The following is an 18,921-nucleotide window of genomic DNA, read 5'->3' as shown; positions in this document are numbered from 1 at the left end:
CTCGATCACCAGGTCCTCACGGCCGGGAGGGTGTGGGCGGCACCCGGACGCACGGAGAGGATCTGGTCGACGCCCATCCGGCCGTCGCGGAAGGCGAGCGCCCCTCCGACGAGGTAGAGCCGCCAGACGCGGACCACCTCCTCGCCGACGAGCTCGGTGAGGCGCTCGATGTTGGCCTCGAAGTTCTCCATCCAGCCGGCCACGGTGAGGACGTAGTGCTCGCGGAGCGCGTGCACGTCGCGGACCTCGAGGCCGCCGGACTCGATGAGGTCGACGGTCTCGCCGACCGGTCGCATCGTCATGTCGGGGGCGATGAACGACTCGATGAACGGGCCGCCGCCGGGGTGCTTGCCGCCGCCGACGCCCTGGCGCGACATCTGCTGGACGAGCACCCGGCCGCCCGGCTTCACCGCACGACGGAGCACCTCGACGTAGGTCGGGTAGTTGCCCGCGCCGACGTGCTCGCCCATCTCGAGCGAACCGACGGCGTCGAAGTGGTCGCGCTCGGGCACCTCGCGGTAGTCCTGCAGCCGGATCTCGACCCGGTCCTGCAGGCCGCGCTCGGCGATGCGGGCGTCGATGAACTTCTTCTGCTCCGCCGCGATCGTGACCCCGGTGACCTGCGCCCCGAAGTGCTCGGCCGCGTGCAGGGACAGCGAGCCCCAGCCGCAACCGACGTCGAGCATCCGCATGCCGGGCTCCAGGCCGAGCTTGGTGCAGACCAGGTCGAGCTTGGCGCGCTGCGCCTCCTCGAGCGGGACGTCGGGCGTCGCGTGGTAGCCGCAGCTGTAGGCCATCTGCGGCTCGAGGATCAGCGAGTAGAACTCGTTGGAGAGGTCGTAGTGGTGGCTGATCGACGACCGGTCGCGGGCCAGGCTGTGGAGCTTGCCCTTGATCTGCGCCTGCGATGCCGGTGGGGCGGGCGGGCGGCCGAGCGCGCCGAGGCCGGCGGCGGTGCGGATCGCGTCGACGAGCGCGCGGGGCGAGAGGCGTACGCCGGACAGGCCGCGCTCCCTGCCCACGGCGAAGGCGTGCGTGAGTGCGGCCGAGAGGTCCCAGCCGTCCTGCTCGGGCACGTCGAGCTCGCCGGTGACGTAGGCCTGGGCAGCGCCCAGCTCGCCCGGGTGCCAGAGCAGCCGGCGCAGCGCGTCGGGGGAGCGGAGCACCACGAGCGGGCCGTCCTCGGGACCGGCGACCGAGCCGTCCCAGGCCTCCAGCCGGACCGGCAGGTCGCCACCGATGAAGGGACGGACGGCCTCGGCGAGCTGCGGGGCGACGCCCTCGTGCGAGGTGATCCGCTGGGCGGTCTGGGTCACGGGTTCTCCTGCTGGTTCTCGCGGGTGAAGGTGAGCTGCGAGACGTTGATGTAGCCGCTGGCGAAGCCGGCCTGCGAGTAGGACAGGTAGAAGTGCCACACCCGCAGGAACACGTCGTCGAAGCCGAGCGCCTGCACGGCGTCGGCCTGCGCGAGGAAGCGGCGGTCCCACCGCCGCAGGGTCTCGGCGTAGTGGCTGCCCATCTCGAGCTGGCCGGTGAGGCGCAGCGAGGTGTCGTCGCGGGTGATCTGGTCGATCACCTCGACGCTGGGCAGGAAGCCGCCGGGGAAGATGTACTTGTTGATCCAGGTCTCGCCGTCGCGGGTGGCGAGCATCCGGTCGTGGGGCATGGTGATCGCCTGGATCGCGACCTTGCCGCCGGGCGCGAGCACCCGGTCGATGGTCTCGAAGTAGGTGCCCCAGAACTCGGCGCCCACGGCCTCGATCATCTCGACCGACAGCACGGCGTCGTACTGCGCCCCGTCGGCGCCGAGCGCGCGGTAGTCCATCAGCTCGAGGCGGCACTGGTCGGCGAAGCCGGCGGCGGCGATGCGCTCCTGCGCCAGCTCCAGCTGCTCGACCGAGAGCGTGATCGAGTGGATGGTCGCGCCGCGTCGGGCCGCACGGATGGCGAGCTCGCCCCAGCCGGTGCCGATCTCGAGCACGCGGGTGCCCGCGGTGACGCCGGCCTCGTCGAGCAGCCGCTCGATCTTGCGGCCCTGCGCCTCGGCGAGGTCGACGTTGTGCTGGGTGGGGTCCGGGCGGTCGCTGGGCTCGGGCGGCGTGGCCACGAGGTGGTCGCCGACGGAGCCGGGGCCGATCCCCGCAGTGACCGTGGAGGTGTCGAAGAGCGCGGAGGAGTAGCTCAGCGTCTCGTCGAGGAAGAGCGCGTAGAGGTCGTTGGACAGGTCGTAGTGGTGCGAGATGTTGGCCTGGCTGTTGGCCTCGGTGCTCCGGTGGTGGTCGGGCAGGCGGGGCGTCACGAAGGCGCGCAGCCTCTGCAGCGGCTCGGGGATCAGGGTCGCCATCCGCGCGGCCGGCACGGTGAGGAAGCCGGCGAGGTCCTCGGCGTCCCACGCACCGGTGAGGTAGGCCTCGCCGAAGCCGATGAGGCCGTCGCGGCCGAGCCGCGCGTAGAACTCGTCGGGCCGGTGCAGCCGCATGGTCGGGCCGCCCCGGCCGTAGGTCTTCCCGCTGGGCTCGTCGACGACGGTGACGGCGAGGCGGCCGACGGCGGCGTGGAAGAGCCGCTTCGCGACGGCCGCCGAGATCGCGGTGCGGGGGCCCCGGCGCAGCTGCTCGAGCGGAGGGACGCCCTGGCTCGGGTTGGGGTTCTGGGCGCGGTCGGGCCGCGTCTTGTCGAGAGTCACTTCACGCCCTCCTGGGAGTGGGTCGGTCGGGGACGGATCGGCAACCGCCGCGCCCACAGCCAGATGCCGTGTGCCCGGATCAGCGCGCTGCCACGCAGCGCGGCGCCGAGGGTCCTGCGGACGGGGACGTCGCTGCGGGTGCCGGTCAGGCTGGCGCTGAAGGGCGCCGAGCCACCGTTGTCGTGACCCCGGAGGGTCACCGCGACGTGCAGTCGGTCGGTCGGGATGGGGACGGCGACGTCGTACGCGCCGTCGGTGCCGTGGAACGGCGAGACGTACATCGCCTTGTCGGTCTGCGCGCGGCCCTGCTCGTCGGGGTGGACGAGGTAGGCGTGGCGGTCGCCGTAGGTGTTGTGCACCTCGACCACCACGGCGGCCTGGGCGCCGTCGTCGTCGAAGCACCAGAAGACGCTGATGGGGTTGAAGGCGTAGCCCAGCGAGCGGGGCTGGGCGGCCATCAGGATCGTGCCGCCGCCCGTGCCGAGCGAGACGTCGTGCCGGTCGAGGAACGCCTCGACGTTGTGCCGCAGGCTCCGGTCGGGCGAGCCGAGGTGGTCACGGGCCTCGAAGCTGGCGAGGACCCCGTGGGACGGGAGGTCGTCCACGTCGACGAGCCAGAAGGTCGAGCGGTGCTCGAAGGTCCGCCTGAAGGGCGTACGACGGGTGTGGCGGATGACGGTCTCGAAGCGACCGGGCTGCGGGACCGCGTGCGTCGTGCGGACCCACGGCAGGTCGAGATGCGTCGCGGCCACCAGGCCCGAGCGCGCACCGTCCTCGTGGAAGCCCCAGCCGTGGTAGGCCCCGGCGAAGGCGATCCGGTCGGTGTTGATCTCCGGCAGCCGGCGCGAGGCGGCGACGGACTCGGGGGTGTAGAGCGGGTGCTCGTAGTCCATCCGGTCGATGATCTTCGCGGGGTCGACGAGGTCCTCGCCGCCGAGCGTCACGAGGTAGTGGGTGTCGGTGGGGAGGCGCTGGAGCCGGGTGAGGTCGTAGGTGACGGTGACCGCGCCGTTGTCGTCAGCGGGGCGGAAGAAGTTCCACGACGCCCGCGCCCCCTCGGCGCTCGGCAGCAGGGAGGTGTCGGTGTGCAGCAGCGCCGGGTTGTGGCTGTAGGGCAGCGCGGAGAGCACCTCGCGCTGCAGGTCCGTCGGCTCCTCGAGCATCGCGAGCGCGTGCGAGGGGTGGGTGGCGATGACCAGGGCGTCGTACGCCGTCGTGGCGCCGCTCCCGTCGGTCACCTCGACCCGGTCGGCGAGCTCGCGCACCGACGTCACCTTGGTGTCCAGCCGGACCTCCTGCAGGCCCGCGCCGACCTTGGCGACGTACTGCACCGAGCCGCCGCTCACGGTGCGCCACTCGGGCGAGCCGAAGACGCCGAGCATGCCGTGGTGCTCGAGGAAGGTGAAGAGGTAGCGCGCGGGGTAGTCGAGCGAGGTCGAGGGGTCGCACGACCACACGGCCGCGACGAGCGGCTCCATGAAGTGCCGCACGAACCCCGGCGTGAAGCCGCCGTCGCGCAGGAACTCGCGCAGCGTCTGGTCGTCGCCATCGCCGCCGCCGTCGTCGGAGGAGGTGGCGAGCAGGGCCCTGGCGCGGCGGTGGAAGCGCGGGATCTCCAGCAGCATCCGCCAGTGGTCGCGCGAGGCGAGGGACGAGCGCTGGGCGAAGAGGCCCTTGGCTCCGAGGGCACCGGCGTACTCCACCCCGGTGCCGGCGTCGCTGACCGACAGCGACATCTCCGACGGCTGGGTCTCGACGCCGAGCTCGGCGAAGAGGCGCAGCAGCGTGGGATAGGTACGACGGTTGTGCACGATGAAGCCGGTGTCGATCGCCAGCTCGCCCTCGGGCGTGGAGACCCGGTGGGTGTCGGCGTGACCGCCGAGGCGGTCGTCGGCCTCGTAGAGCGTGACGTGCGCGGTGCGCGAGGCGATCCACGCGGCCGTCAGGCCGGCCACGCCGGACCCGACGACGGCGACCCGTCGCTGTCCGGACTCGATCATGCTGATTCCAGGTCGAACAGGGCGATCGGGTCGGACGTCGGCTGCTCGGACCCCCCGTCGGGCTCGATCGTGATGCCGACGGCAGCGGCATCCGCCGCTGAGCCCTCGAGGAGCTGGGTCTGGTCCGCGTCGTCGGACATGAGGCCGGCGGGCGAGAAGGTCCCGTCGGGGGCCATCAGCCACAGCTCGTAGTCCTTGCCCGAGGGCGCGGCCTGCATGTTCTCGGTGACGATGACGGCTCCGTCGCGCTCCTTCGAGCGGGTCACGGTGGCCTTGCTGTCACCGATCTTCACGGACACGTGCTGCGCGTCGCCGGCGGTGAGGACCTGCTCGGCGGCGCTGATCTGCGGTGCCGGGGTGGACCAAGGCTGCCACACGACGGCACCGAAGCCGGCAATCAGGACCAGGGCGGCAGCCACGAGAAGAGGGAAGCGGTGGCGTGCCGTCGAGGGCGTGGTGGCGACCGGCTCGGGTACGACGGGAGGCAGGGGGCGGACCTGGGAGATCCCGGCGAGCACGGAGTCGCGCAGCGACGCCGGCGGTGCGACCGCCGTGGACTGCGACAGCAGGGCTGCCGTCTCCTGGAGCTCTGCGACCTCGGTGCGGCAGTCCTCGCACTCGGCGAGGTGCCGCTCGAAGCGGGCACGCTCGAGCTCGTCGAGGGCGTCCACGGCATAGGCGCCCGTGAGCTTGTGCAGATCGCTCATGAGGCAACTCCCATCAGGTCTCGCAGGCGGATCAGTCCGTCGCGTATTCGAGTCTTGGCCGTCCCGAGCGGGACGTCGAGCAGGGTGGCCACTTCCGTGTGGGTGTAGCCACCGAAGTAGGCGAGCTCGACGGCTCGCCGTTGGACGTCGGTGAGGGTGGCGACCGCGTTGCGGACCCGGGTGGCGTCCAGGGACGCGTGGGCCGACTCGGCGGTCTGGTCGTGGTCGACCGGGGTGGTGTCGCGGTTCCAGCTCTCGTCGCGGGCCGTGGCCGCCTCGACCGAGCGGACCCGGTCGACGGCCTTGCGGTGGACGATGGTGAGGAGCCAGCCGGCCGCGCTGCCGCGCTCGGCGTCGTACCTCGTGCTGGAGCGCCACGCGTCGAGGTAGGCCTCCTGCGTGACCTCCTCCGCGTGGGCCGGGTTGCGGACCACGCGGAGCGCGAGGCCGTAGGCGCGAGCCGAGGTCGCGTCGTAGAACGCGGCGAAGGCGGTCTCGTCGCCGAGGGCGGCACGGCTCAGGAGCTCGGCCAGCCTCGGTGCATCGCCCCCGGACGGGGCGCCCTGGATCTTCTCCTGGGGCGCCCCGTCCGGTACGGGCCTCACGTGGTCCACGTCAGCCATCCTTGCAGTGTGGTCGTCGGAGGACGATCACATCTCCGGCATCAGGACCTGGTCGACGACGTAGACGGTCGCGTTGGCGGTCTGCACGTTGCCGCAGACGACGGAGGCGTCACCGATGGTGAAGTCCTCGCCCGAGCCGTCGACGGTCAGCATGTCGCCGGCCAGCGTCTCGTGCTCGCCCGCGAGGTCGGCCGGGCTGAGGCGCTCACCGATCACGTGGTGCGTGAGGACGGTGGTCAGCATCTCCTTGTCCTTGAGAAGGGCGTTGAGGTCCTTCTTCGGGATCGCGGCGAAGGCGTCGTCGGTCGGGGCGAAGACCGTCAGGTTCTCGGCCGAGTTGAGGGTGTCGACGAGGCCGGCCTCGGTCACCGCGGCGACGAGCGTCTTGAGGAGCGGGTTGTTCGAGGCGGCGGTCGCGACCGGGTCGTCGGCCATGCCCTCGACGGAGCCCTCACCGGAGGTGGGGACGCCGGCGCAGCCGGGGCCGAAGGGGGCGTCGTCGGCCGCAGGCGTCTCGGAGGTGGTCTCCGACGGCGTCTCCGAGGCGGACTCGGAGGGCGACGAGCTGGTCGTGTCGGACGCGGTGCTGTCGGTGTCCGAGTCGCTGCCACATGCCGCCAGGCTCATGGAGGCGGTCAGGGCGATCGCGGCGATACCCAGGGTGCGGGTGCGGAGCTTGGTGTTCATGGCGTTGCCTTTCGGTGGGGGCCATTTGGTGGGGGCCGTGAGGCCCGCTGTCGAGAGGTGTTCGGCACCGTGCCGGGTGCGGATGGGTCCGGTGGAAGAAAATCCTGAGAACTTCCACCGGCCGTGCCCGGAGACGCCGACCGGGCGGTGAGTGACGCAGGTTCCGGAGGCTCGGAACCTGCGTCACTCACCGCCCGGCGGCGAGCTCGTGGGTCGATCAGCTCACGTTGAGCGAGATCTCCTGGATGCCCGAGGAGCCCTCGGGGAACGGCGTCATCCGGACGTCGGTCTGCACGTCGCCGTCCTTGTTCGTGGCACGGCAGGCGACGAAGTGCTGGCCGGGCTTGGCGTCCCACTCGAGGAACCACTGGCGCCAGTAGTCGTTGGTGACCTGCTGGCCGAGGGTCGCGGGCTGCCACGCCTCGCCGTCGATGCGGACCTCGACCTTCTCGATGCCGACGCCCTGCGCCCAGGCGACGCCGCCGATGATGACCTTGCCGGCGTCGCTGCTGGAGAGCGGCTTCGGGGTGTCGATCCGGCTCGAGATCTTGATCGGTGCGTCGATCGCCCACTTGCGCTCGGTCCAGTAGGCCTGCTCGGCGTCGTAGGTCGTCAGCGTCATCCGGGTGATCCACTTGCACGCGCTGACGAAGCCGTAGAGGCCGGGCACGACCATGCGTGCCGGGAAGCCGTGCTCGCGCGGCAGGGCCTCGCCGTTCATGCCGACCGCGATGATCGCGTCGCGCCCGTCGAGCGCCACGTCGAGCGGCGTCGAGATCGTCATGCCGTCCACGTCGGTGGAGAGGATCTGGTCCGCCTTGGTCGCATCGATCCCGGCCTTGTCGAGGATGTCTTTGAGAGGCACGCCGAGCCAGCGCGCGGAGCCGACGTAGGGTCCGCCGACGTCGTTGGAGACGCAGGTGAGGGTGATGTCGCGCTCGACGACGTCCATCGCGGCGAGGTCGTCGAAGGTCAGGGTGACCTCCTGGTCCACGTCGCCGTCGATGGTCAGCGTCCAGGAGTCGACGTCGACCGCCGGCACCGTGAGGCGGGTGTCGACCCGGTAGAAGTCGGCGTTGGGCGTCTGCAGGGGCGAGATGCCGCTGTACTTCGCCTCGAGGCCCTGGGGGAATGCCGGCGCGGGGTCGGTGGCCTTCGGCAGTGCGATGTCGGTGCCGCCGAGGCGGTACGACGTCACCCAGCGTCCGAGCGCCCCCATGGTCACTGCAGCCGCGGCGAGACCGCCGGTGGCCAGCACGACCCCGCGCCGAGTGGGTCCGTCGGCCCTGTCCGACGTCCCCGTGCCTGCCCGGCCGTCGACCCGGTGGAGCCACCACAACGAGGTGGCACCCACGATCGCGGCGATCAGTGCGGGCAGGAGGTCCAGCGGTCCCGAGGAGGGACGCAGGACGGCGAGCACGCCGGCGATGCCGGCGAGGCCCACGATGATGAGCAGACCGACCGTCTCGCGCTTGCGGGCGACGACGCCCGCGAGCGCGGCGAGGAGCAGCACGACGATCGTGACCGAGCCGGTCAGCACCAGCTTGTCGGCGGTGCCGAACTGCCGGATCGCGAACTCCTTCAGCGGCGTCGGCGTCAGGTCGATGACCGTCGAGCCAACCGCCAGCACCGGCGAGGCCGCCGGGACGGTGAAGGCCGCGACGAGGTGGGCGGCCGCGAGCCCGACCAGGGTCGCCAGCACGCCGTACGCCGCATGACGGAGGACGTGCCAGATCGATCGCGTGCCGGGGGTCTGCATGCCGGGTGTTCGTCGCAGCGGCCGTGCCGGATGGGTGGTGGGGCAGGATGATCGGCATGAGCGACGACCCCGCAGAGCTGGTCACCTACGACGTGGACGACGCGGTCGCCACGATCACCCTCGACAGCCCGGCCAACCGCAACGCGCTGAGCAAGCGGCTGGTGACCGGGCTCCTCGGCCACCTCGAGCGGGCCGGTGCCGACGAGGCCGTGCGCGTGGTGCTGGTGCAGAGCTCCGGCAAGGTCTTCTGCTCGGGGGCCGACCTCACCGAGGCGAGCACCGAGGGCATGGAGGTGGGGGCGCGCCGGATCGTCGACCTGCAGCGGCTGATCGCCACCCTCGACAAGCCCGTCGTCACCAAGAACCTCGGCGCCGTCCGTGCCGGCGGCATCGGCATCATCGCCGCCGCCGACATCGCGATCAGCGCCGACGACGCGACCTTCGCCCTCACCGAGGTCAAGCTCGGACTGGCCGCCGCGATCATCAGCCTGACCGTGCACCACCGGATGAACCCGCGCGCTGCTGCCCTGACCACCCTCGGCGGTGAGGTGTTCACCGGCGCCGAGGCCGCGGCGTACGGACTGGTGACGAAGGCCGTGCCGGCCGACGCCCTCGACGACGAGGTCGCCGCCGTCTGCGCGAGCCTCGCCACCGGGGCCGCCCAGGGGCTGCGCGAGTCCAAGCGGATCCTCAACCGCGACCTGGTCGCCCGCATCGACGCCCTCGGGGAGGAGATGGCCACGACCAGTGCACGGCTCTTCGCCAGCGACGAGGCCCGTGAGGCGATGACCGCCTTCCTGTCCCGGCCCCGCTGACGCCACCCGGGCTAGGGTCGGGAGCATGGCTGGTCGTGAGCTGGAGGGCGCGCGGGTGGCGGTCGTCGGCGCGTCGGGCGTGCTGGGGTCGCTGGTGGCGCGCGAGCTGGCGGGGCGCGGTGCCCGGCTGCTCCTCGTGGGTCGCGACCGCGCACGGCTCGAGGCCCCGGGCCTCGACGCGCCGGTCGTCGTCGGCGACCTGGGCGACGCGACGACGGGCGACGCGGTGGTCGACCGGGCGCGCGAGAGCCTCGGGGGGCTGGACGGGCCGGTCAACGCCGCGGGGATCGTGGCCTTCGGTCCCCTCGTGGACACGCCTGACGAGGTGGTGGAGGAGCTCTTCCTGACCAACGTCGTGGGGCCGATCTTCCTGCTGCGGCGGGTGCTGCCGCTGCTGACCGAGTCGCGCGGCTTCGTGCTGCAGGTGAGCGCCGTCGTGGCCGAGCGGGCGATGCCCGGGATGGCGGCGTACTCCGCGAGCAAGGCCGCGCTGAGTGCCGTGGACAGTGCGCTCCGCACGGAGCTGCGGCGTGCCGGCGTGGAGGTCTACGACGTCCGGCCGCCGCACACCGAGACGGGTCTGGCGACGCGGCCGGTGGCCGGGAGCGCCCCGGGCCTGCCGGCGGGCAAGGATCCCGCCGAGGGGGCCCGCCGGGTGGTGGATGCGCTCGTCGTGGGCGAGTCGGACCTCCCGGCGAGCGCCTTCGGGTGAACGCCGGCGACCCGGCTCCCTGGCTGCTGCTCGCCGCATCGCTCCACGCGGGGTTCCAGCTGACGGTCACGCTGGTGGTCTACCCGGCGCTGGTGGACGTCGCGCCCGAGGCGTGGACACGTGCCCACGACCGGCACTCGCGGCGGATCGCGCCCCTCGCGGTCGTGCTGTACGCCGCCCTCGTGCTGCTGCTCGGCTGGACGATCCTCGCCGAGCCGGGGTCTCCCGGCACGTGGGTCGCGCTGGCCGGCGGGGTGGTGTCGGTCCTCGCGACGGCGCTCGCGGCGGCCCCGCTGCACGGCCGTCTGTCGCTGGTGCCGCCCGCCGAGCGCCGGGTCCTGCTCGAGCGCCTGGTCCGGGCGGACCGGGTGCGGACGGTCGGGGCGCTGGTCTGCCTGGTGGGGGCGGCCTGGGTCTCCTGGCCGGGCTGAGCCGGCCGGCTACTCCTCGACCTGCTCCTCGGGCTTGCCTTCCTCGGCCCAGCGCGTGTGGAACGTGCCGTCGCGGTCCACGCGCTCGTAGGTGTGGGCGCCGAAGTCGTCGCGCAGCGCCTGGATGAGGGCGGCCGGCAGCCGGTCGCGCCGCAGACCGTCGAAGTAGGCGAGCGACGAGGAGAACGCCGGAGTCGGTACGCCGCCCCGCACGGCGGCGACGACGACCTCCCGCCACGCGTCGGCACCGTCCGTCACCGCGTGCGCGAAGTAGGGGGTGGTCAGCAGGGTGGTGAGGTCGGGCTCGTCGGAGTACGCCTCGCGGATCCGGTCGAGGAACTGCGCACGGATGATGCAGCCGCCCCGCCAGATCGTGGCGACCTCGCCGAGGTCGATGTCCCAGCCGTGCTCCTCGGCGCCGGCGGCGATCTGGTCGAAGCCCTGGGCGTAGGCGACGACCTTGGAGGCGTAGAGGGCGGCGCGCACCTGGTCGACGAACGTGTCACGGTCGACGTCTGCTGACTCCGGCGTCGTGGAGAAGACCTCGCGTGCGGCTGCGCGCTGCTCGGTGTGGCCGGACAGCGAGCGGGCGAAGGTCGCCTCGGCGATGCCGGTGATCGGCACACCGAGGTCGAGCGCGTCCTGCACGGTCCAGCGGCCGGTGCCCTTCTGCTCCGCCGCGTCGCGCACGACGTCGACAAACGGCTTGCCGGTCTCCGCGTCGGTGTGGCGCAGCACGACCGCGGTCATCTCGATGAGGAACGACTCCAGGTCGCCGCCGTTCCACTCGTCGAACACGTCGGCGATCTCGGTGGGCTCCAGCCCGAGCACCGACCGCAGGAGGTCGTAGGACTCGGCGATCAGCTGCATGTCGGCGTACTCGATGCCGTTGTGCACCATCTTCACGAAGTGGCCGGCGCCGTCGCTGCCGATGTGGGCGCTGCAGGGCGTGCCGTCGACCACCGCCGCGATCGACTCGACGACCGGCTGCAGCACCTCGAAGGCGTGGTCGGACCCGCCGACCATGATCGAGGGACCGTGGAGCGCGCCCTCCTCGCCACCCGAGACGCCCATCCCGACGAAGTGCAGGCCCTTCTCCTCGAGCGCCTCCTGCCGACGCAGGGTGTCGCGGTAGTGCGCGTTGCCCGCGTCGACCACGATGTCGCCCTCGTCGAGCAACGGCACCAGCTCGTCGACCACGGCGTCGGTCGCCTCGCCCGCCTTGACCATCACCAGGATCGCCCGCGGTCGCTCGATCGCGGCCACCAGGTCCTCGAGCGACTCGCAACCGACGAAGTCGCCCTCGTCGCCGAACTCGTCGACCAGTGCCGTCATCTTCGCCGTCGTCCGGTTGTGGACGGCGATCGTGTGCCCGTTGCGGGCGATGTTGCGGGCCAGGTTGCGGCCCATCGTGGCCAGGCCCGTCAGTCCGATGGTCGCGCGTGCGTCGTCGCTCATGGTCCCGAACCTACGACCGGCGTCCTCACCGTCTGGCTCGCGCAGGTCGTCAGGGTTCACTGGTTCGCCGCGGCGAACGACCGGATCTGGCACCCCTCTGTGTCAAGGGGCGCTCGTGGTGAGGGTCTTCCCGCGCGCCGGTGGCCGGCGTAGCGTCGGCTGCGCGGGTCCGGGAAGTGGCTGATCCGAAGTGTCGATGTGTGGGTGGGAATCGGCCGCGCTGGATTGAAGAGACGCCCCGCAGTGCCCTCCCGGATCCGCTCCATCGTCTTGTTTCGAGTCGGCGATGAGTTGCCGGTAGACGACGTCAGACAGCCGTCGTTTGAGGCAGCGCAGTGCTTCCATCGGGGTCTTGCCGGCGGCGAGCTTGCGTCGGTAGTAGGTGCGGCCTTGGGTGTCGTGACGGATCTGCACGATGGCTGCGACGTGGAGCAGGTGGTTCATCCGCCGGTTCCCCGCGCGCGACAGACGGTGGCGGGTCTGCTCGCCGGACGAGGCGTCCAGGGGTGCGGTGCCGGTCCAGGACGCGAACCGGTTGCGGTCGGCGAAGCGCGCGACGTCGCCGACGTCAGCCAGCACCCGGGCAGCGCCGGCGGGTCCGATGCCGTAGAGGTCCATCAGGTGCGATCCGCGAGCAGTGACCGCGGCCTTCAACTCGGCCTTAATGCGCTTGAGCTTGGCGTCGACCGCGACCAGGTCCGCGACCTCTTCGGCAGCCATCCGCCGTCGGGTCTTGCCTGCGATGTCACGAGGCCTGATGGTGGCGAGCATGGCTTTGGCCTGCGTGGCGGACAGGTCGCGTTTGCGCTGGCCAGGCAGCAGTTCGCTGAGCAGGCGCTGCAACCGGTTGACGGTCTGGACGCGCTGGTGGGCCAGCTCATCGCGGCGGTCGGTGAGCATCCGCAGCGCTTCGAGCTCACCGTCCTCGGTCAGCTCCCGCAGTCCGTCGGTGCGGACCGCGACGACGGCGACGGAGTGGGCGTCCAGGGCGTCGGTCTTGCGGTTGTGGCCGGTGTCGAAGAGCCGCACCCGCGCCGCGAGCTTGGCCGGGACATCGACCACTTGCTCCCCGGCGGCAAGGAGCCGTTGAGCCAACGGACGGCCGGCACCGTTGGCTCCCTCGACCGCCCACAGCCGGGCAGGCCACTGCTTCACATAACGGCACATCGCGGCATACCCGGCCTTGTCGGTGTCGAACCGAGCCCTACCGAGCAACCGTTCGCGGGTGTCGACGACCTCGATCGTCACCGACATCTTGTGGGGATCAACCCCGATGATCACTGCCTTCGTGCTGCTCATGTGCTCACCTCGTCCTCGCTTGGAAATCGGAAGAGTCGACGAGGTGGGCATTGCTACTACGAGCTGGGCAGACCCCTCTGGAGCCACTCCTCGTCACGGTGGTCGACGGGTCGCAGTCCAGATGAGAGCCACACCAGCCGGTGGGCAGCCGATAAAAGAGCGTCCCGCCGATCACCTAGACCAGAGTCTGGCCAGACACCGATCCTGCAGGGAAGTCTCCTAGTAGCCGATGAGTGGCTTCACGCCAAGGACTTATCGATGATCTGCGTCCACGAGTCCGACCTGACCGGAGCGTCGACGCGTCACCCAGAGCACCGCCAGAGCGAGCACGACAGCAGCCACGGCGGTGGCGACGTGGGTGGAGGAGGGACCACCTGGCAGTTCGCAGAATCGGGCGTCGTACTCGGGGTGCCCATCGCTGCAATTGGCGGCGAACCCGTGCAAGAACACTTCTCTGACGGCGTGAACGAAACCCCAGCCCAAGAGCGTGACCGCTGCAGCAAGAACCACACAGGCCGCCACTCGTACACGCGTCTCGGTCACCCGCACAGGCTAGTCAGACTGGAACGCGAAACGTCCGGATCTGCCGTCATGAGCGCGCGCGTTCAGCCTGCAGACGTGCCTGTGGCCCCGCCCTCGTGGTGACGGGCGGGGTGTGGGGCTTGGTCATGGTCGTGCGGGTGGCTCGGGCTCGGCCGGGTTCATCGGGTTGATCTGCGTGGTGCCTGATCGGTCGCGTCTGAACTGGTGGCCGTGGGGTGAGGTCCATTCGAAGACGCCGGGAGCGACCATCTGGTAGCGCCAGGTGGTGAAGGTCTTCAGCCGGTGGTGGGAGCGGCACAGGCAGGCGAGGTTGTCGGACCGGGTCGGACCCGGCTGTGGTCTGCCTCCTGCTTCGGCGTCGTGGTCGTACGGGCTGATGTGGTCGACGTCGCAGCCCCGGGCTGGTCGGGTGCAGTGCGGGAAGACGCAGGTCTTGTCGCGCAGGATGACCTGCTCGCGGATGCGGGCGGGGATCTCGTAGCCGGGTGCGGTGAGGTTGTGGTTGAGGTCGATGACCGGCTTCACGGTCACCTTCGTCCGGCTGTCGCCGCACCAGGTCTGGAGCTGTTCGAGGAGGAGGAGCTTCTGGCGGTTTTCCATCCGTCCGGTGGGACCGAAGACCGTGCCCTCGCTGGTGATGTCGGCGTCGAAGTGGGCGTGGAGGACTACCTCTCGCGCGGCGGGAAGGATGGGGAGGTCGGGTCTCGATACGCCTCCTCGTTCCTCGTCGGCCACTCGACCACCTGAAGAGAGGTCGAGGGCGGTCTGGGTGCGGGCGAGGTTGCCGAGGGCCTTGGCGCGGCGGACGTCGAGGGTCTCGGTGGAGCCGAGGGCCTTCTGCGTCGCTGCGTCGTGCGCGAGGGTGTGGTCGAGGTCGATGCCGTCGGCGAGGTCGAGGTCGGCCTCGACGTGGATGGTGCCGGCGAAGTGGACGTCCTGGTCGTGCACAGTCACATGCCTGGGGTCGACGTGGAGGTAGCCGTCTTCCGGGTCAGCAGCCGGATCAGGTGCAGCGAGCTGGAACCTCTTGATGGCTTCGGCGAGGAGGCGGTCGAGCTGCGCGACACCCACCTTCCCGGCAGCAGCCGCGACCTGGTCGTCGACCCACCCAGCGGCCTCACGGGTCAGCGAAGGAACAGCGTGGATGGTCGCCTCGGCGACGGACCGGGCCCGCCACGCGGGCACCAGGCCGGCGTGCACCTGACCCCACAGCCTGGGCAGGCGGTGGCGCAGCTCGAGGGCGTGCCCGATGAGCTTCTTCGCAGCGGTCGTGCTGATGCCCAGGACGGCGCCGAGCTCGGCCACACAGAACTCCGCCACCAGCGGGCAGCCGTCGCCGGCGATCGGCTCCTCGTGCTCGGACCCGGGGGTGGTGAACGCGGCGGCCAGGTGGATCGACTCGGGTGGGTGGAGGTCGGCCCACCGGGCGGCGAGGTCGAGCTGGTCAGCCGCGGCGCGGTCCTCGACGGCCTTGCGGTCGCGCAGGGCAGCGAGCAGGGCCGAGGCAGTGAGGTCGTCGACCCCTGCCTCTCCGACCACCGCCAGCGCTTCGCTCATGCGTTCGATTGTAGTCGGCAGGTCTGACAGTGGCCCCGGCTGAAGCGGATCTGTGGACGGACGTCCGGGGGTGGGCTGAAGGCTCGTCGCCTGCGCTCCTTGCAACTCAGTCATCGAGAGTTGTCGCGCTCGCTCCGCAGTTGGCGTGAACCACCTGGCGCCCTCGCGGCTGTCGGCGACGTCGGTGGCAAGCGTCGGGCACCACCAGCCGATGTCCTTCGCGGTCAGTGGCTCTCAGAACAACACCTTCCGAGTGGAGTACACGCGATGTCTATGCGTGTCACGGATCATGAACACAACCGTGTACTCCCCTGACGGATCGTCCGCTCGCGGCCTCCACAGAGGCTTCTTGGACACGAAGCCGCCGGTCGAATCGAGACGGAGCGTCCGCGCCCACTTCTTGAGTTTGACCGGGTTCTTGTCAGGATCGAAGAGGCGAACCCGTGCCTTGCCGTAGGGGAGCCACCCTCGGATTCCAACGATCAGTTCGCCGCGACGCGACTTGGTCGCCTCGACTGCGCGCTCATCTGGGTCGGGGACTTCGCAGAAGAAGGGCACGAGGGGAGCGAGGTTGTCCTCGACCCCGACCACCCTGGCGACCTTGCCGCCGATGGGGCATGCTCCGGCGGCAACTCCTGGAACCCACTTCACGGCGGCGCCCGTCATGGCCAGCGCGATGATCGCGGCGACCGTGACGATCTTCCAGATATCAGTAACCAGGCCAGCCAGCGGGCCAACCACTTTGCGAACGGACTCGATTGTGTCGTTGGCCCGGCGCCAGATCGGGACTTGGGTGCTCATCGCAAGGGGCCTCCTTGTGAGGTGGTGTCAGCTCCCGCCGGTCGCTACGGGCAACCGGTCGATTGTGCAGGGAAAGGTGACAAGGGCCAGTCGAAGCTGCCCATCCGACATCGATGCATCGGCGATCCGACTCGCCGATCCGACTTACCTCGGCTACGAGGCAGTCATGGTCCTCACAGTTCGCGGACCTCGACTCGAGAGTCCTTGGCGATAAGGATGCCTCTGTTTGTCGCCGTTGGCGAGAGGGGACTAACGGTCAATTGAGTTCACACACACGGGCTCCCCGGACGTGGTGCACGCATCAACAGTGGAAGCGACCTTGAGGCACACTCCGGCCCCCCGGGGCCTGATGTAGGCGGCGGAGGGCGAGAGCGCTTAACTGCGATCGGCCGAGTCGGAATTCGACCTTTCCCTGCACCGAGGGAGCTACCCCCGGAACGCGATCCCAGACGGTACATCCAGAATCAACCCCAGGTCCCTACCCAACTCGAGGTGGTCTAAACCTCGCTTGCCTTTCAGGGGTTGCCGTGGGCGCCGCTTCAGCTTCCACGGATTCGCGGTAAGTCGGCGCTGGGGGGTGCTCGCCGGTACTCTTGACGGTCTGCCCGATGGGTACGGGCAGTCGGTTTCGGGGGATGAGGAGCTGGTGTGAGCGAGGAGCTCGAGGCGCGCGAGATCGCGGCGGAGCAGGGCTACGTCGACGAGGTCTACGTGCAGCTGGAGGCGTCCACCCGCAGCGCGCAGGCGCTCGCCGCAGAGGGACGCAACCGCGGCAAGCTGGAGCACGAGGGAGGCCTCGTCGAGCGTGACGCGATGGTCTTCCAGGCCGCGAAGCGCATCGCCCAGCTCGACGCCGCCCACGAGGGTCTGGTCTTCGGGCGCCTCGACCTCGACCCCGCGATCGACCCGCTGCCGCGCTACATCGGCCGCATCGGCGTACGCAACGCGGACCGCGACGTCCTCCTGATCGACTGGCGCGCCCCGGCCGCCGGCGTGTTCTACCAGGCCACGGCCGCCACCCCGTCCGGGGTAGTGCGCCGTCGCGTCCTCCGCTCGCTGCACCGCACCGTCATCGGCGTCGAGGACGAGCTGCTGGACCAGGAGATCGAGACCGACCTGCCGATCGTCGGCGAGGGCGCGCTGATGGCGCAGCTGTCCCGGGCCCGCGACCGGTCGATGCACTCGATCGTCGCCACCATCCAGGCCGAGCAGGACCAGGCGATCCGGGCGCCCGGCAAGGGCGTCGTGTCGATCTCCGGCGGTCCGGGCACCGGCAAGACCGTGGTCGCGCTGCACCGCGCGGCCTTCCTCCTCTACTCCGACCGCCGTCGCTACGAGGGCGGCGGCGTGCTCGTCGTCGGTCCGAGCGGCGTCTTCATGCGCTACATCGAGCGCGTGCTCCCCAGCCTCGGCGAGACCGCCGTCGCGCTGCGCTCGCTCGGCGAGGTCGTCGGCGGGATCCGTGCGACCCGCCACGACGAGCCCGCCGTGGCCGACGTGAAGGGCGCCACCAAGATGGCCGAGCTGCTGCGCCGCACCGCGCGTCAGCACGCGCCCGGCGCGCCGACGAGCTTCCGCATCTCCTGGCGCGACGAGACGATCGTGCTCGACCCCGGCCTGCTCGGCAGGCTGCGCCGACAGCTCATGTCGCAGGGCCGCCGCAACCGCCAGTTGCCCCGCGTCGCAAGGACGCTGCTCGACGCGATGTGGCGCCAGGTCACCGGCGAGCGGGGCCGCGAGCGGGGCCGTGAGGCCTTCGACGACGACATGCTCTCCCACGCGGGCTTCGTCGAGTTCGCGTCGGCCTGGTGGCCGCCGCTCGACGCGCCGACCGTCTTCGGCTGGCTGCGCGACCCCGAGTTCCTGGCCCGGGTCGGGGAGGGCGTGGTGTCCCGCGAGGACCAGGTCGTGCTGCTGAAGTCGTGGGACGGCTCCGCCGGGCCGACGATCGAGGACGTGCCGCTGCTCGACGAGCTCCGCTACGCCCTCGGCGACGTACCGCAGCGCACCGACGACGAGCGCGACCTCGACGAGACCGGCCTGCTCGAGGGCGGCGTCGACCTCCAGGAGCTGACCACGATCTCCGAGCGCGAGTACGCCCCCGGTGGACTCGCCTGGTCCGCGCCGACCCACCGCATCGAGGACGACGGCTACGCCCACGTCCTCATCGACGAGGCCCAGGACCTCACGCCGATGCAGTGGCGGATGGTCGGTCGTCGCGGTCGCGCCGCCAGCTGGACGATCGTCGGCGACCCCGCGCAGTCGTCGTGGCCCGACGCGCCGGAGGCCACCGCCGCGCGGGCCGAGGCGCTCGAGGGCAAGGAGCTCCACGAGTTCCACCTGTCGACCAACTACCGCAACTCGGCCGAGATCTACGCCTTCGCCGCCGCCTACGCCCGACGCGTCGGTCTCGACGCCGACCTGCCCGATGCCGTACGCCGGACCGGTGAGGAGCCGCAGGTGGTCGGACCGGTCGACGACCTCGAGGCCGCCGTGCGCGAGTCCGTCACCACCATCAGCGGGCGTGTCGAGGGGACGGTGGGCATCGTCGTACCCGTGGCGCGGCGCTCCGAGGTCAACGCCTGGCTCGCGTCGTGGCCCGAGCACGCCGACGACGCCGCGGGTGCCCGCGCCGCCGTCGACTCGAGCGTCACCCCGAGCGGGGAGGACCGCATCGTCGTGCTGACCGGCCTCGACACCAAGGGCCTGGAGTTCGACGGCATCGTGGTCGTCTCGCCGCAGGAGATCGAGGACGAGTCCGCCACCGGCCGGGCGACCCTCTACGTCGTCCTGACCCGCGCCACGCAGCTGCTCACGACGGTCAGCTGATGGCGTCGCGGGGC

Annotated in this window: 15 protein-coding genes; 4 read left to right on the top strand and 11 right to left on the bottom strand. The window is 71.0% G+C overall.

The annotated features are described in order from the left end of the window. Positions 1 to 5 precede the first annotated feature (5 nt). The 7 genes from BLV76_RS06035 to BLV76_RS06005 form a co-directional block, all read right to left on the bottom strand. Positions 6 to 1,316: an SAM-dependent methyltransferase gene (locus BLV76_RS06035; protein ID WP_217630273.1), complete on the bottom strand. Its 1,311-nt coding sequence runs from the start codon at positions 1,314 to 1,316 to the stop codon at positions 6 to 8. Next, positions 1,313 to 2,686 carry an SAM-dependent methyltransferase gene (locus tag BLV76_RS06030; protein ID WP_245734562.1) on the bottom strand — a complete coding sequence of 458 codons (1,374 nt, stop codon included), beginning with the start codon at positions 2,684 to 2,686 and terminating at the stop codon, positions 1,313 to 1,315. Before BLV76_RS06030 ends, BLV76_RS06035 begins: the two co-directional genes overlap by 4 nt. After that, the gene (locus BLV76_RS06025; RefSeq protein ID WP_090968322.1) at positions 2,683 to 4,686 is read right to left on the bottom strand and encodes an FAD-dependent oxidoreductase; all 2,004 of its coding nucleotides are present in this window, start codon (positions 4,684 to 4,686) and stop codon (positions 2,683 to 2,685) included. Before BLV76_RS06025 ends, BLV76_RS06030 begins: the two co-directional genes overlap by 4 nt. Next, positions 4,683 to 5,393 (bottom strand): anti-sigma factor, encoded by a 711-nt coding sequence (locus BLV76_RS06020; RefSeq protein WP_090968321.1) that lies wholly within the window; start codon positions 5,391 to 5,393, stop codon positions 4,683 to 4,685. Before BLV76_RS06020 ends, BLV76_RS06025 begins: the two co-directional genes overlap by 4 nt. Then, positions 5,390 to 6,016: an ECF RNA polymerase sigma factor SigK gene (gene sigK, locus BLV76_RS06015; RefSeq protein ID WP_090968320.1), complete on the bottom strand. Its 627-nt coding sequence runs from the start codon at positions 6,014 to 6,016 to the stop codon at positions 5,390 to 5,392. Before sigK ends, BLV76_RS06020 begins: the two co-directional genes overlap by 4 nt. Positions 6,017 to 6,043: 27 nt before the next feature. Continuing rightward, positions 6,044 to 6,703, bottom strand: a complete 660-nt coding sequence (locus BLV76_RS06010) for a fasciclin domain-containing protein (RefSeq protein WP_090968319.1) — start codon at positions 6,701 to 6,703, stop codon at positions 6,044 to 6,046. Positions 6,704 to 6,920: 217 nt separating this feature from the next. Next, on the bottom strand, positions 6,921 to 8,462 hold the full coding sequence (locus BLV76_RS06005) for a molybdopterin-dependent oxidoreductase (RefSeq protein ID WP_090968318.1): 1,542 nt from the start codon (positions 8,460 to 8,462) through the stop codon (positions 6,921 to 6,923). Positions 8,463 to 8,518: 56 nt separating this feature from the next. Here BLV76_RS06005 and BLV76_RS06000 point away from each other — a divergent pair, with 56 nt between their 5' ends. From BLV76_RS06000 to BLV76_RS05990, 3 genes are read left to right on the top strand one after another with little or no spacing between them, the layout of a single operon-like run. Further along, a complete protein-coding gene (locus tag BLV76_RS06000) occupies positions 8,519 to 9,277 on the top strand; it encodes an enoyl-CoA hydratase-related protein (RefSeq protein ID WP_342711405.1) in 759 nt (252 codons plus the stop codon). Between the two features lie 25 nt (positions 9,278 to 9,302). Further along, a complete protein-coding gene (locus BLV76_RS05995) occupies positions 9,303 to 9,989 on the top strand; it encodes an SDR family NAD(P)-dependent oxidoreductase (RefSeq protein ID WP_217630272.1) in 687 nt (228 codons plus the stop codon). Then, positions 9,986 to 10,420, top strand: a complete 435-nt coding sequence (locus BLV76_RS05990; protein WP_090968315.1) for a hypothetical protein — start codon at positions 9,986 to 9,988, stop codon at positions 10,418 to 10,420. Before BLV76_RS05995 ends, BLV76_RS05990 begins: the two co-directional genes overlap by 4 nt. A gap of 9 nt (positions 10,421 to 10,429) precedes the next feature. On the opposite strand, the gene gndA is transcribed toward BLV76_RS05990, so the two are convergent. The 4 genes from gndA to BLV76_RS05970 all read right to left on the bottom strand — a co-directional run bounded on the left by gndA (position 10,430) and on the right by BLV76_RS05970 (position 16,078). Continuing rightward, positions 10,430 to 11,878, bottom strand: coding sequence for an NADP-dependent phosphogluconate dehydrogenase (gene gndA / locus BLV76_RS05985; protein ID WP_090968314.1), 1,449 nt, complete (start codon positions 11,876 to 11,878; stop codon positions 10,430 to 10,432). A gap of 102 nt (positions 11,879 to 11,980) precedes the next feature. Next, a complete protein-coding gene (locus BLV76_RS05980; protein ID WP_090968313.1) occupies positions 11,981 to 13,177 on the bottom strand; it encodes an IS110 family RNA-guided transposase in 1,197 nt (398 codons plus the stop codon). A 666-nt stretch (positions 13,178 to 13,843) separates the two neighbouring features. After that, positions 13,844 to 15,277 (bottom strand): HNH endonuclease signature motif containing protein, encoded by a 1,434-nt coding sequence (locus BLV76_RS05975; RefSeq protein ID WP_090968312.1) that lies wholly within the window; start codon positions 15,275 to 15,277, stop codon positions 13,844 to 13,846. Positions 15,278 to 15,511: 234 nt separating this feature from the next. Next, complete coding sequence (locus BLV76_RS05970; protein ID WP_090968311.1) at positions 15,512 to 16,078, bottom strand: hypothetical protein; 567 nt, start codon at positions 16,076 to 16,078, stop codon at positions 15,512 to 15,514. A 648-nt stretch (positions 16,079 to 16,726) separates the two neighbouring features. Here BLV76_RS05970 and BLV76_RS05965 point away from each other — a divergent pair. Beyond that, positions 16,727 to 18,907, top strand: a complete 2,181-nt coding sequence (locus BLV76_RS05965; RefSeq protein ID WP_090968310.1) for a HelD family protein — start codon at positions 16,727 to 16,729, stop codon at positions 18,905 to 18,907. Positions 18,908 to 18,921: the final 14 nt, after the last annotated feature.

The sequence above is a fragment of the Nocardioides exalbidus genome (assembly GCF_900105585.1).
GTDB classification, from domain to species: domain Bacteria; phylum Actinomycetota; class Actinomycetes; order Propionibacteriales; family Nocardioidaceae; genus Nocardioides; species Nocardioides exalbidus.
Note: the sequence above shows the minus strand (reverse complement) of the source record. Positions and strands in the feature narration are given on the sequence as shown.

Excerpts from the sequence above, each read along its gene's own strand:
- BLV76_RS05975 (WP_090968312.1), bottom strand. The coding sequence starts at position 15,277 with ATGAGCGAAGCGCTGGCGGTGGTCGGAGAGGCAGGGGTCGACGACCTC.
- BLV76_RS06000 (WP_342711405.1), top strand. The coding sequence starts at position 8,519 with ATGAGCGACGACCCCGCAGAGCTGGTCACCTACGACGTGGACGACGCG.
- gndA (WP_090968314.1), bottom strand. The coding sequence starts at position 11,878 with ATGAGCGACGACGCACGCGCGACCATCGGACTGACGGGCCTGGCCACG.
- BLV76_RS06010 (WP_090968319.1), bottom strand. The coding sequence starts at position 6,703 with ATGAACACCAAGCTCCGCACCCGCACCCTGGGTATCGCCGCGATCGCC.
- BLV76_RS06025 (WP_090968322.1), bottom strand. The coding sequence starts at position 4,686 with ATGATCGAGTCCGGACAGCGACGGGTCGCCGTCGTCGGGTCCGGCGTG.
- BLV76_RS05995 (WP_217630272.1), top strand. The coding sequence starts at position 9,303 with ATGGCTGGTCGTGAGCTGGAGGGCGCGCGGGTGGCGGTCGTCGGCGCG.
- BLV76_RS05970 (WP_090968311.1), bottom strand. The coding sequence starts at position 16,078 with ATGAGCACCCAAGTCCCGATCTGGCGCCGGGCCAACGACACAATCGAG.
- BLV76_RS05980 (WP_090968313.1), bottom strand. The coding sequence starts at position 13,177 with ATGAGCAGCACGAAGGCAGTGATCATCGGGGTTGATCCCCACAAGATG.
- BLV76_RS06005 (WP_090968318.1), bottom strand. The coding sequence starts at position 8,462 with ATGCAGACCCCCGGCACGCGATCGATCTGGCACGTCCTCCGTCATGCG.
- BLV76_RS06020 (WP_090968321.1), bottom strand. The coding sequence starts at position 5,393 with ATGAGCGATCTGCACAAGCTCACGGGCGCCTATGCCGTGGACGCCCTC.
- sigK (WP_090968320.1), bottom strand. The coding sequence starts at position 6,016 with ATGGCTGACGTGGACCACGTGAGGCCCGTACCGGACGGGGCGCCCCAG.